Source organism: Amycolatopsis anabasis (genome assembly GCF_009765355.1).
Lineage (GTDB): Bacteria > Actinomycetota > Actinomycetes > Mycobacteriales > Pseudonocardiaceae > Amycolatopsis > Amycolatopsis anabasis.
Genome location: NZ_VTHK01000005.1, coordinates 196,334 through 208,475, shown reverse-complemented (window position 1 = coordinate 208,475; position 12,142 = coordinate 196,334). Strand labels below are relative to the sequence as shown.

Below are 12,142 nucleotides of genomic sequence, written 5' to 3'. Positions count from 1 at the left end.
GTATGCCGATTGATCCCGAGGTCGCCATCGGCGCCGAACTCGGCGAGGTCACGTTCTCCTGGACCGCCTCGGACGTCCTGCTCTACCACCTGGCGCTCGGCGCGGGCGGGAACCCCACCGACCCGCACGAGCTGCGGTACGCCTACGAACGCGACCTGCGCGTGCTGCCGACCTTCGCGACCGTGGCGGCGACCTTCCACAACTCCGAACCGCCCAAGGTTTCCTTCCCCGGCTTGGAAATCGACCTGGCCAAGGTCGTGCACGGCACCCAGTCGGTGACCGCCCACCGGCCCATTCCGCCCGAGGGCAAGGCGACCTCGCGCACCCGGATCGCCGACGTCCTGGACAAGGGCAAGGCCGCGGTCGTCATCCAGGAAACCGAAACGATCGCCGCCGATGGCAGTCCACTGTGGACGGCTCGCTCGAGCATCTTCGCCCGCGGCGAAGGCGGTTTCGGCGGCAAACGCGGCTCCTCGGAACGTGTCGAACCGCCCGCCCGCGAGCCGGACGCCGTGATCGACACGCCGACCCTCCCCCAGCAGGCGCTGCTGTACCGCCTCTGCGGCGACCGCAACCCGCTGCACGCGGATCCCGAGTTCGCCCGCGCCGCCGGATTCGACGTGCCGATCCTGCACGGCCTGTGCACCTACGGCGTGGTCGCCAAGGCGGTCACCGACGCGGTGCTGGACGCCGACGTGACCCGCGTCGGCACGTTCTCCGCGCAGTTCGCCGGGATCGTGCTGCCCGGCGAAACCCTGCGCACCACCGTCTGGCGCGAAGCCGACCGCCTCGTCCTCACCACCACCTCGGTGGAACGCGACACCCCCGTCCTCACCAACGCCACCCTGATCCCCGCTTAGCCCCCCGGGATCCCGAAAGTGCGCGCGCTTTCGGGATCCCCGGTGACCCGGAGATGATCGTTGTTCGAGACCACGAAGCCCGAGGACTACCTGCTGCGATTGGCGGCCTCGGACCTCGGCCGCGGCTACAAGGCGCTCGCGCTCGCCGAACTCGAGATCAGGCCCGGCCAGGTGGTCCTCGACCTGGGTTGCGGCCCCGGTGCGGATCTCCCGGCGTTCGCCGACGCGACCGGTGACCGCGGCACCGTGCTCGGCGTCGATCACGATCCGCAGGCGGTGGAGCAGGCGCGGGAGCGCACCGGCGCCCTCGCGCAGGTCCAGGTCCGGCGCGGTGACATCCACCACCTTGACCTCGCCGACCGCAGCGTCGACCGCGCGCACACCGACCGAGTCCTCCAGCATGTCGCCGACCCGTCCGCGGTACTCGCCGAGACGCGACGGGTGCTGTGCCCCGGCAGCCGGGCGGTGTTCGCGGAACCGGACTGGGACACGTTGATCATCGACTACCCCGACCTCGGCGTCGCCCGTGCGTACACGCGCTTCGTAACCGAACAGGCCGTGCGCAATGCCGGTATCGGCCGGCAACTGGCGCGGCTGGCCACCCGTGCGGGTTTCACCGTCGACAAGGTCATCCCGATCACGGCCACCTTCCACGACCGGGAAGCGGCCGACAAAGTGCTGGGCCTGCAACGCGTCACCGCACGCGCGGTCGCCGCGCACTACCTCACCGAACATGACGCCGAACAGTGGCTGCACCACCTCGCCGCTGAACCGTTCTTCGCCTCGGCAACCCTGTTCATCGTGGCCGTGAGTGTTTACGAACCGGCCGGAACACACACGACCCACCGGTGGCGGGGTGCGGGATAGTGGTGATCATGGAAGAGGTGCTCGCCGAGCTGCGGAGAAGGTACGACCGGCACGACTGGGTGCGGGTGACGGAGGGGTACTCCGGCGCCGGGGTGTGGCGGCTGGACGGAAATCCCGGCTGTTACGTGAAAATCGCCGGGCATTCGGCGCATCCGGACGGCGGTTTCCATCCCCTCGCCGAGGTCGAGCGGCTCGCCTGGTTGCGCGAGCAGGGGTTCCCCGCGCCGGAGGTCCGGGAAGCGGGCGAGCGGGACGGGTCCAGCTGGCTGGTGACCACGGCGGTGCCCGGGCGGTCCGCGGCCGCGGAATGGCCCGCCGAGCACCGGGGCGAGGTGGTCGACGCGCTGGCGGATCTCGCGCGCGAACTGCACTCCGTGCCGGTCGAGGAGTGCCCGTTCGACCGGCGGCTCGAGGTGACCGTGCCGCACGCCCGGCAGGCGGCGGAGGCGGGGCTGGTCGATCTGGAGGATCTGGACGAGGAGCGGGCGGGCTGGCCGGCCGCGCGGTTGGTCGAGGAGCTGGACCGCACCCGGCCGGACCGGGAAGAGCTCGTGGTGTGCCACGGGGATCTGTGCCTGCCCAACGTGTTGCTGGATCCGGACACCCGCAAGGTCACCGGGGTGATCGACGTCGGCCGGCTCGGGGTCGCCGATCGGTACGCCGATCTCGCGCTCGCCACGCGGAGCCTGGCTTCCGACGACCTGAATCCGCGGTACGGGCCGGAACTCGCCGACCGGTTCCTGGCGCGCTACGGCGAACGGGACGTCGATGTCGAACGGATCGCGTTCTACCGGTTGCTGGACGAGTTCTTCTGACGGAGCATCTGCAAACCGGAGCGGCTTGCGGACTCACGCCGAGGAACTCGCCGGCCGAAGGCCCCGCTATCGCGGCGGCAGGGCGCCCCAACAGCGGAAGTCGAGCGTCACACATCAAGGAGCGCCCTGTCGACGTGATCGCGGAGCGAGTTCTCCCAAAGAACACTGATCGTCCTCGACGCAGTCGATCACCGAGCGCAGGACGCCCGGGAAGCGGTTCTCCACCTCGTCCAGGCGGAGTTCGTGGCGGCGGAAGCTGCCCTGCGGGATCACGCGCAGCAGGCCCGCCTCGCGGAGCACCTTGAGGTGGTGGGACAGCGTCGACATGCTCACCGGCACGTCGAAGGCGCCGCACACCACGCCCCCGGCTTCGGCGAGCTGGCCGACGACCCGCAGCCGCAGCGGATCCGCGAGCGCGTTCAGCACGGTGGCCAGCTCGACCGAACCGAGCTCCGGATGGTTCAACGCACGCATGGCCCGAGGGTAGCCAAGATTTCGAGACTTTGACAGTTCTCGAATCCGTGACCGACCCGGAACCGCGGCGGGCGGTCAGGACCATGCTGACCCCGATCGCGTACACGATCGGCACCAGCTGCGAACCCGGACCGCGCACCGACCCGGCGAGCGTCGTGCACTGGGACGGCTGGCAGCGCCGCGATCCTTGCGCCCTGAGCTAAAACCGTCGCGCTCCCATCAGCGGTTTCGGCAGACTTCAGAGCATGACTGCGGGGACGATCAAGGCGGCCGGTACCGGTGGGTGGGCGCGGCTGCAGGCGGTGGCGGTGTCCGGTTCGGCCGGTGAGGGGCTGCTGCTGGCGGCGTTGCCGCTGCTCGCGGTGTCGCTCACGACCGATCCGCGCGAAGTGTCGCTGGTGAACGTGGTGGGTCAGGCGCCGTGGTTGCTGTTCTCGCTGTTCGCCGGGGTGCTGATCGACCGCGTCCGGCGCACGACCGTCCTCGCGTGGGCCTACGCGGTGCAGCTGTGCGCCGCGCTGGCGCTCGCGGCGACCGGTTCGACCGGACTGCTGAGCCTGCCGGTCCTGCTCGTGGTGGCGTTCGTGGTGACCTCGGCGCAGGTGCTGGGGCACGGCGCCAGCGGCGCGCTGGTGCCCGAACTCGTGGGCCCGGAGCGGCTGGCCGCGGCCAACGCGCGGCTGCAGGTGATCGAACTGGGCGTCGTGCAGTTCGTCATTCCGCCGGTCACCGGGCTGCTGCTGGCGCTCGGCGCGGGGGTGCCCGCGTGGCTGGCGTGCGTGCTGGCGGCGTCGGCGTTCGTCCTGGCCCGCGGCATCTCTTCGGCTCCGGTGACCGCGCCCCGGGCGCATCCGGGACGCGAACTCGTCGAAGGGCTGAAGTACCTGGTCCGCACCCCGCTGCTGCGATCGATCACGGTGACCGTCGGGCTCGGCTCGTTCGCCGCGAGCGCCGGGAGCGCCATGCTCGTGCTCTACGCGACGCAGGTGCTGCACGTCGGCGCGGTCGGGTACGGCGTGCTGCTCGCCTGCCTGGCCGTCGGCTGGGTGGTTTCGTCGTTCGTCGTCCACCGCATCGTGACGCGGCTGGGCTACTCGTGGTCGATGCGCGTCGCGCAGACCTGCGTGGCGCTGTTCGAGCTGCTGATCGCCGTGGTGCCGCCGTGGCTGCCGCTGGTCGGTGCGGTGCTGATGGCCCTGAGCGCCACCACGCTCGTGTGGAACGTGTGCTCGCAGTCCAGCAGGCAGCGGTTCACCCCGTCCGCGTTGCTCGGGCGCGTGCTGACCAGCCACCGCGCGCTGGCGTGGGGGCTGACCCCGCTGGGCGCCCTGGCCGGTGGCTTCGTCGCCGCCCACTGGCACCTGCGGGGTGTCTGGGTGATGGGCGGGATCATCCAGTTCGCCGGGGCGCTGTTCGTGTGGCGCGCGCTCTCGCCCGCCGCCTTCCGCCGCGCCGAGCTCGCCATGACCGGCCGGGAGTGACTCAGCCGGGCTGCACGGCGTGGTCGTGCAGGCGGCGGAGCAGCTCGCCGAACTCCTCCCACCACGGCAGCTGTTCGGTGCGCGGCACGTACTGGCGGTACTCGGCACGCAGCGCGTCCACCTTCGCGTGCAGCGCCTCCGCGACGTCCTCGGCGAGGCCCAGGATCTCCGCGAACTCGGCGAGCAGCTCGGCCTCGGCCTCGTCGGTGACCGAATCCGCCCCGGCCAGCCAGGCGGCGCAGGCGTACACCAGCTCCCGGTCGGACCGGTCGAGCCGGCTGAGGTCCGCGGGCAACCGGCCCACCGGCGGCAGCGGAGTCCCGGACAGGCCGAGCGCGTCGGCGACCACGGACAGCGCCTGCTCCTCCTGCCGGCAGATCACCGCATCGGCCCGGGCCACCGCGACCGTAGCCTGAAAGATGGCCAGCCGGACCTCGGACGGCAGCCTCCGCACCAGTTCGGCCGTGCTGGCGCGGTGCTCGCCGACCATGGTGTCCAGCAACGCCGAACTGCGCTCCGGATCGGCCAGCATCACCGGATCGAGCAGCCGTTCCGCGGTGTCCCGCGGTGCGATGCCCAGTTCCACCACGGCGTCCTTGATCGACATCCCGTGCTGCGCCGCGTGCTGCGCCACCCGCGCACCGGCGTCGTTGCCGTACACCCCGCTCACGATCGCGGACAGTCCCAGGGAAGCTTCGGCGGTATGCCGGGTCTGCTCCACGTCGACCTCGAGCCCGCGCAGGCAGCGGTCGGCGAACAACGGCATCGCGTTGGTGAGCAGCCCGGCCGAATCGAACAGGTTTTTGGCTATCACCGCGTTCCACGCGTTGTAGTCCAGTTCGGCGCCCTCCACGGCCATGGTGACCGCCGCGTCGTTCCCGCACACCTGGAAACCGACCTGCACCACCAGATCGGCCATCACCGGGCTCACCTCCCCCGGCGCGAACGGCGATCCGGCCTGCACCGCGGGCAGCCGGATCTCGCCGTTGCCGACGTGGTTCCCGGTGGCCATGATGCGCAGATCCTTCGCGACCTTGACCAGCCCGCTGGCCAGGGCCTTGAAGATCGCGGAGATGTACTGGAAGACGTCGCCGTTCTGGAAGGCGTCGAAGAAGTTCGGATGCCGCCGCAGCGGCAGTCCGGTCGTCTCGCGCAGCCGGGGGTAGATGCGTTCGAGATAGCCCGCGCCGACCCCGAAACCGGTGCCCGCCACCGAACCTCCCATCGGCACGTCCAGGCAGGAGTCGGCCGCGTCGGTGAGCCGGTCGATCCCGCGCCGGGCCACCGCGAGGTAGGCGCCGAACGCCTGGCCGAAGGTCACCGGCACGGCGCCCTGCAGGTAGCTGTGCGAAAGCTTGACGGACTCCCGGTGCTCCGCGCTCTTCTGCTCCAGCACCTCGGCGAGATAGCGCACCGCGTCGACGAGCCGCAGGATGTCCTGGTGCAGCGCGATGTTCACCGCGGTGGCAATGCAGTCCGCAGTGGACTGTCCCGCGTTCACGTGGTTCATCGGGTGCACGAACTCGTAACCGCGGCGGCCGGAGATCAGTTCGTTGGCCCGGTTCGCGAGCACCTCGTTGACGTTCACGTTCGGCGAGACGCCGCCGCCCGCGCTGAGCACGTCGACCGGGAACTGCTCGCGCCCGAGCAACCCGGAGATCACCTCGTCCGCGGCCTGGCAGATGGCGTCCGCCACCGGTTCGCGCAGCACCCCGACATCCAGGTTCGCGAGTGCGGCGGCCTTCTTCACCTGCGCGATCGCCGCGACGAAGGTGGGCTGATCACCGAGCGTCTGGCCGGAGACCGCGAAGTTCTGCCGGGCGCGCTCGGTCTTCACGCCGTAGTAGACGTCGCTGGGGATCAGAACCCTGCCGAGGGAGTCCTCCTCGGTCCGGAACCTGCCGGTCATCCCGATCTCCCTTCTCTCACAAGGCGACGAGCAGCATGTATCCCATGCCCAGTCCCATGATGCTGCGGGAGGCCGTCCGGGGCAGCAGTCCCGGCTCCCGCGGCCCGGGGTCGCCGGGCCTGATCGCGCGCAGCCCGGATCGGGCGGCGTCGACGAAGAAATACACCGCGCCCAGCACCGCGACGGGCGGCCACGCCGAACCGTCCATAGTGGACATGTTCAGCCAGGGGCCGTGCGTCGCGGTGTCGTGCGGCATGGCGGTGACCATGTACAGCATCACCACGGCCGAAACCGCGTGATGCGCGCTGAGTTCGTGACCGCGTCCGGCGCGGCGCGAGCGCCACCAGGACACCGCGAACCACACCGCGGCGCCGCCGAACACCACCTGCCAGCCGGCCACCGGAATCGGGCCGCCGACCGGCGAGAACATCGCGACCATACCGAGGACGAACATCAGCTCGGCGAGATCGCCGTGGCGCACCTCGGCGCCGAGGCGGCCGTAGTCGAGCGAGACCAGCCGGTGCACGCAGGGGAACGTGATCAGCAGGAAGACCGCGGTGAGCACCCACGCGACGACTACCGGGCCATGCATGGATCTGCGCCGAAGTCCCTAAGACGCGGGGATGACGAACGACTTGAGCTCCCGGCAACCGCAGGTGCCCTGTCCGCAGAAGGTGGCTCTCTGTTCCAGTCGGTCCCGGCTTGCCATGATGCGCCTCGCTCCGCGTCGCTGGACTTCCCCCACACCCTGACAGGCGTCGGCCAGATGGCCTAGCCCGCAGGCAGGTGACTCACGCGTCAGATGTGTCACTGCCAGTCACAGTACCGCGAGGCGGCCATCCGGGTCACGAAGAGCGCGCGAGGACCAGACCACTGGTCGGGACGCCGGTACCCGCCGTGACCAGAACGTGCTTGACATCCGCGACCTGGTTGACCGCGGTCCCCCGGATCTGGCGCACCCCTTCGGCGATGCCGTTCATGCCGTGGATGTAGGCCTCGCCGAGCTGCCCGCCGTGCGGGTTGAGCGGGAGCGCGCCGCCGAGTTCCAAGGTGTCGCCCGCGATGAAGTCCTTGGCCTCGCCCCGGCCGCAGAAGCCCAGTTCCTCCAGCTGCATCAGCACGTACGGGGTGAAGTGGTCGTAGAGCACGGCCACATCCACATCGGACGGTCCGATACCGGACTGCGCCCAGAGCTGCCGGCCCACCACGCCCATTTCGGGCAGCGCGGCGAGGTCGTCGCGGTAGTAGCTGGTCATCACGTACTGGTCGGTGCCGCTGCCCTGCGCGGCGGCCGCGATGACGACCGGTGGCCGCGGCAGCGTGCGGGCGCGCTCCACGCTGGTGATCACCAGGGCCACGCCGCCGTCGCTCTCCTGGCAGCAGTCGAGCAGGTGCAGGGGCTCGGCGACCCAGCGGGACGCCTGGTGGTCCTCCAGCGTGATCGGCTTCCCGTGGAACCACGCGTTCGGGTTGGTGGCCGCGTGCGCGCGGTCGACCACCGCGACCCGGCCGAAGTCCGCGCTGGTGGCGCCGTATTCGTGCATGTACCGGCGGGCGGACAGGGCGACCGTCGCGGCGGGCGTGGCCAGGCCCATCGGGTAGTGGAAGCTGTTGTCCACCCCCGAGGAGTTCACCTGCTGCGCGGCCGCGGCGGAGACCTGCCCGAACCGGTGCCCGGAACGCTCGTTGAACGCCCGGTAGGCCACCACCACGTCGGCGACCCCGGCCGCCACGGCCAGGGCCGCCTGCTGCACGGTCGCGGCGGCCGCTCCGCCGCCGTAGTGGATGCGGCTGAAGAAGGTCAGCTCGCCGATGCCGAGTTCGCGGGCCACCGCGATCTCGCTGTTGCCGTCCATGGTGAACGACACCAGTCCGTCCACATCGGACGGTCGCAGCCCGGCGTCGCCGAGCGCGGCCAGCACGGCCTCGGCAGCCAGCCGCAACTCGCTGCGCCCGGAGTCCTTGGAGAACTCGGTGGCGCCGATCCCGGCGATCGCCGCCTTTCCGCTGAGACTCATGCTCGCTCCTCCGGCAACGTGACGCCGACCGTCCCGGTGACGTGCTCGCCGAGGCTGTCCCGGCCGGAGATCGCGACCACCAGCTCGGCGCCGGTCTTCTCGGTCACCCGGCCGGACAGGGTCAGCGTGTCGTAGGCGTAGCACGGGACCCCGAGCCGGATCTTGACCGAGCGGACCAGGGCTTCCGGGCCCGCCCAGTCGGTCACGTACCGCTGGACCAGCCCGGTGTCGGTGAGGATGTTGAGGAAGATGTCCTTCGAACCCCGGGCCACCGCCGAGTCCCGGTCGTGGTGGACGTCCTGGAAGTCCCGGGTGGCCAGGGCGGTGCTCACCACGAAGGTCGGGGTCGCCTCGATGGTCAGCGGCGGGAGTTCGGTGCCGACCACGACGTCGGCCGCACGCAATGTCCTTGGCGAACGTGTCATGGCAGGGCCCTCCAGGCCGGTAGGGTCAGTTCGTCGTCGACGCGCAGGAAGACCGCCTCGACCGGCAGCCCGACACGCACGGCGTCCGGCCCCGCGTCGACCAGTTCGCCGAGCACGCGCACGCCCTCCTCCAGTTCGACCAGGGCGATCACGAACGGCAGTTGCTTGCCCGGCACCTTCGGGTGGTGGTGCACGACGTAGCTGTAGACCGTGCCGCGGCCGCTGGCCACCACGTAGTCCGGGGTGGCGCCGAGATCGCCGTCCGGGGGCATCGGGCCGGGCGGATGCCGCAGGGTGTCGCCCCAGCGCTGGATGCGCAGCTCCCCGGCGCGGGTGCCCGCCCAGAAGAACTCGGTGTCCCGGCTGATCACCGGCCGCAGCACCCCGGCGGCCCGCTCCCCGGCCTCGATGATCTTCGAGTCGCCGGTTTCCGGTGCGGGTTCCGGCTCGGCGCCCGGGGGCCGGAACTTGAGCACCCGGAACAGCATCTCGGCCACCACCTCGTCGCCGACGTACCAGGTGGTGCGGGTGGTCACGAACCAGCCCTCGCCCAGCGCGGTGCGCTTGGGTCCGACCACGCTCTCCAGCTCGATCGACCCCGACACGTGCTCGCCGTGGCGGAGGTAGCGGTGGTAGGTCTGCTCGGAGTTGGTGGCCACCACCGAGGTGAAGCCCTGTTCGTCCAAAATGGTCATCATGGCGCCGAGCGGGTCGTCGGCCGCGCGGTACCCGTGCAGCCCGTTCATCGTCCACACCTGCGCCATCGCGGGCGGGGCGACCAGACCGCCGTGCACCGACTGCGCGGCGAACTCCGGATCGGTGTACACCGGGTTCGCGTCGCCGAGGGCTTCCACCCAGTTGTTCACCATCGCCTGGTTGACCGGGTCCCGGCCCGGGCGCGGCGAGGATTTTCCTTGTGCGGCAATGCGTTCGGCCGCTTCGGTGACTGTGTTGATTGCCGCCTCCGCGGTAGTGAGTACGTCGGCGGTGTTCATCGAGGCACCCTCGGCAGTCCCAGGCCCGCGGTGGCGATCAGTTCGCGCTGGATCTCGTTGACCCCGCCGCCGAAGGTGAGCACGAGATTTCGTTTCGCCAGCACGTCCAGCCATTCGGTGAGTTCGGCCGTCTCCGGATCCGCCAGGTCGCCGTGCCGGGCCACGATCTCCTCCAGCAACCGGCCGATCCGCTGGATCCGTTCCGAGCCGAAGACCTTGGTCGCCGACGCGTCCGCGACCTCGACCGGCGAGTTCGACGCGGACGCGGCGACCTGCCAGTTGAGCAGCTCGTTGATCCGCACGGTGGCCAGGGTTTCGGCGAGCGCGGCGCGCACGTCGGGCAGGTCCAGCAGGGCGGTGCCGTCGGGGGCCTTCCGGGTGGCCGCCCATTCGCGGACCCGGTCGTACAGGCCGCCGATCCGCCCGGCCGGGCCGAGCATGACGCGTTCGTGGTTGAGCTGGGTGGTGATCAGCTTCCAGCCCCGGTTCTCCTCGCCCACCAGCAGATCCGCAGGCACCCGCACGTCCGAGTAGTAGGTGGCGTTGACGTGGTGCGCGCCGTCGCAGGTGATGATCGGCGTCCACGAGTAGCCGGGATCGCTGGTGTCCACGATCAGGATCGAGATGCCCCGGTGCTTCGGCGCCTCGGGGTCGGTGCGCACGGCGAGCCAGATGTAGTCGGCGTCGTGGCCGCCGGTGGTGAAGATCTTCTGCCCGTTCACCACGTACTCGTCGCCGTCGCGCACCGCGGAGGTGCGCAGCGACGCCAGATCGGTGCCGGCGTCCGGTTCGCTGTAGCCGATCGCGAAATGCACCTCGCCGGAAAGGATCTTCGGCAGGAACCGCGCCTTCTGCGCCTCGGTGCCGAACGCCTGCAGGGTCGGGCCGACGGTCTGCAGGGTCACCGAGGGCAACTGGACGTCGGCCCGCGCCGCCTCGTCGACGAAGATGTGCTGCTCGATCTCGCCGAAGCCGCGGCCGCCGTACTCGGCGGGCCAGCCCACGCCGAGCCAGCCGTCGGCGCCCATCCGGCGCACGATGGCCCGGTAGGTCTCGCCGTGCCGCTCGCGCAGCAGTTCCACGCGCTCCTCCGGCGAGATCAGGCCCGCGAAGTACCGGCGCAGTTCGGCGCGCAGTTCCCGTTGCCGCGCGGTCAGTTCCAGATGCATGCTCATCCCACCCGTTCGCCGAGCTTGCCCAGCCGGTGCGCCGCGCCGCCGAGGAACCGGGCGAGGTCCTTGGTCAGCGCGTAGTACCGGTGCAGCGGATACGTGATGTCCACGCCGAGCCCGCCGTGCAGGTGGTGGCAGGTGGCGAGCGCGCGCGGCGCCTCTTCGGCCAGCCAGTACGCGGCGATGTCGAGATCGGCGTCGGCGTCCAGGCCCGCCGAGAGCCGCCACGCGGCGGACAGCGCGGCGAGCCGCACCGTGCGCGCGGCGATGTAGACCTCCGCGATTTCCTGCGCCACCGCCTGGAACGTGGCCAGCGGTTTGCCGAACTGCTTGCGGCTCCCGACGTGCTCGGTGGTGAGCTTGAGCGCGCCGGCGAGCACGCCGTCGCCGAGGGCGGCCGCCCCCGCGAGCGCGTACCGGTGCAGGACGGCGATCGATTCGCCCGGCGCCCGTTCGGCGAGCAGGTCCTGCTCGGCGACCGCGACCCCCTCGAGGCCCACGGTGGCTTCCGGTGCGCCCGCCGAGCCCCGGGACGGGGTGAGCGTGACACCGTCGGCCGCCGGGTCGACCAGGAAGATCCCGGTGCCGCCGGGCAGGGAGGCCGGGACCAGGATGCGGGTCGCCGCGGCCGCGTAGGGCACGGCGGTCTTGGTGCCGGTCAGCCGCCACGCCCCGCCGGACGCGACGGCCCGGGTCCGCGGCCGCGCCGGGAACGGGGTGGACGGCTCGTGCACCGCGGCGGTGAGCAGGGACTCACCCGCGGCGACCTCCGGCAGCAGCTCGGCCCGCTGGTCCGGGCTGCCCAGGTGGTTGACCGGCAACACCCCGAGCGCGAGGGTCGCCAGCGCGGGCACCGGCGCGGCGCACCGGCCTGCCTCGGTGAGCACGACCGCGACCTCGGCGATCCCCAGCCCGTCCCCGCCCAGTTCGGCCGGCAGCGCGAGCGCGAGCAGCCCGGTCTTGGCCAGCGCTTGCCAAGCACGCTCGTCGTAACCGGGCGCGGTGTTCGCGCGCTCGTGGTCGACCTCGTTGTGCAGGACGCCGCTGGCCAGCTCGGCCAGGTCCCGCTGGTGCTCGTCGAGAGTGAAGTCCACACCCGCTCCTCGCGTTAGGACTGAAACCTGTT

Annotated in this window: 13 protein-coding genes; 5 read left to right on the top strand and 8 right to left on the bottom strand. The window is 71.1% G+C overall.

Features of this window, described 5'->3' with window-relative positions; translation table 11 throughout:
- Window positions 1–2: 2 nt before the first annotated feature.
- Genes FXO23_RS09090 through FXO23_RS09080 form a run of 3 tightly spaced genes read left to right on the top strand, consistent with a single transcriptional unit; the run spans window position 3 to window position 2,542 of the window.
- A complete protein-coding gene (locus FXO23_RS09090; protein ID WP_158882854.1) occupies window positions 3–860 on the top strand; it encodes a MaoC/PaaZ C-terminal domain-containing protein in 858 nt (285 codons plus the stop codon).
- Between the two features lie 60 nt (window positions 861–920).
- Entirely contained in the window at window positions 921–1,727 is an 807-nt protein-coding gene (locus FXO23_RS09085) for a methyltransferase domain-containing protein (protein ID WP_158882852.1), read from the top strand.
- 8 nt (window positions 1,728–1,735) lie between these two features.
- Entirely contained in the window at window positions 1,736–2,542 is an 807-nt protein-coding gene (locus tag FXO23_RS09080) for an APH(3') family aminoglycoside O-phosphotransferase (protein WP_158882850.1), read from the top strand.
- Between the two features lie 114 nt (window positions 2,543–2,656).
- On the opposite strand, the gene FXO23_RS09075 is transcribed toward FXO23_RS09080, so the two are convergent.
- Window positions 2,657–3,016, bottom strand: a complete 360-nt coding sequence (locus FXO23_RS09075) for an ArsR/SmtB family transcription factor (RefSeq protein WP_158882848.1) — start codon at window positions 3,014–3,016, stop codon at window positions 2,657–2,659.
- A gap of 47 nt (window positions 3,017–3,063) precedes the next feature.
- Here FXO23_RS09075 and FXO23_RS09070 point away from each other — a divergent pair, with 47 nt between their 5' ends.
- Together FXO23_RS09070 and FXO23_RS09065 are read left to right on the top strand one after the other, a co-directional pair.
- Window positions 3,064–3,219, top strand: a complete 156-nt coding sequence (locus FXO23_RS09070) for a hypothetical protein (RefSeq protein ID WP_158882846.1) — start codon at window positions 3,064–3,066, stop codon at window positions 3,217–3,219.
- 42 nt (window positions 3,220–3,261) lie between these two features.
- Window positions 3,262–4,497, top strand: a complete 1,236-nt coding sequence (locus tag FXO23_RS09065) for an MFS transporter (protein WP_158882844.1) — start codon at window positions 3,262–3,264, stop codon at window positions 4,495–4,497.
- Between the two features lies 1 nt (window position 4,498).
- On the opposite strand, the gene FXO23_RS09060 is transcribed toward FXO23_RS09065, so the two are convergent.
- The 7 genes from FXO23_RS09060 to FXO23_RS09030 all read right to left on the bottom strand — a co-directional run bounded on the left by FXO23_RS09060 (window position 4,499) and on the right by FXO23_RS09030 (window position 12,110).
- A complete protein-coding gene (locus FXO23_RS09060; protein WP_158882842.1) occupies window positions 4,499–6,406 on the bottom strand; it encodes a lyase family protein in 1,908 nt (635 codons plus the stop codon).
- A 16-nt stretch (window positions 6,407–6,422) separates the two neighbouring features.
- Complete coding sequence (locus FXO23_RS09055) at window positions 6,423–6,998, bottom strand: DUF5134 domain-containing protein (protein ID WP_158882840.1); 576 nt, start codon at window positions 6,996–6,998, stop codon at window positions 6,423–6,425.
- A gap of 253 nt (window positions 6,999–7,251) precedes the next feature.
- Window positions 7,252–8,424, bottom strand: coding sequence for a lipid-transfer protein (locus FXO23_RS09050; protein ID WP_158882838.1), 1,173 nt, complete (start codon window positions 8,422–8,424; stop codon window positions 7,252–7,254).
- A complete protein-coding gene (locus FXO23_RS09045; protein WP_158882836.1) occupies window positions 8,421–8,849 on the bottom strand; it encodes a MaoC family dehydratase in 429 nt (142 codons plus the stop codon). Before FXO23_RS09045 ends, FXO23_RS09050 begins: the two co-directional genes overlap by 4 nt.
- A complete protein-coding gene (locus FXO23_RS09040; RefSeq protein WP_158882834.1) occupies window positions 8,846–9,844 on the bottom strand; it encodes a bifunctional MaoC family dehydratase N-terminal/OB-fold nucleic acid binding domain-containing protein in 999 nt (332 codons plus the stop codon). Before FXO23_RS09040 ends, FXO23_RS09045 begins: the two co-directional genes overlap by 4 nt.
- Entirely contained in the window at window positions 9,841–11,013 is a 1,173-nt protein-coding gene (locus FXO23_RS09035; RefSeq protein WP_158883070.1) for an acyl-CoA dehydrogenase family protein, read from the bottom strand. The genes FXO23_RS09040 and FXO23_RS09035 overlap by 4 nt, the downstream gene beginning before the upstream one ends.
- Window positions 11,014–11,015: 2 nt before the next feature.
- Window positions 11,016–12,110 carry an acyl-CoA dehydrogenase family protein gene (locus FXO23_RS09030; RefSeq protein WP_158882832.1) on the bottom strand — a complete coding sequence of 365 codons (1,095 nt, stop codon included), beginning with the start codon at window positions 12,108–12,110 and terminating at the stop codon, window positions 11,016–11,018.
- Between the last annotated feature and the right edge of the window lie 32 nt (window positions 12,111–12,142).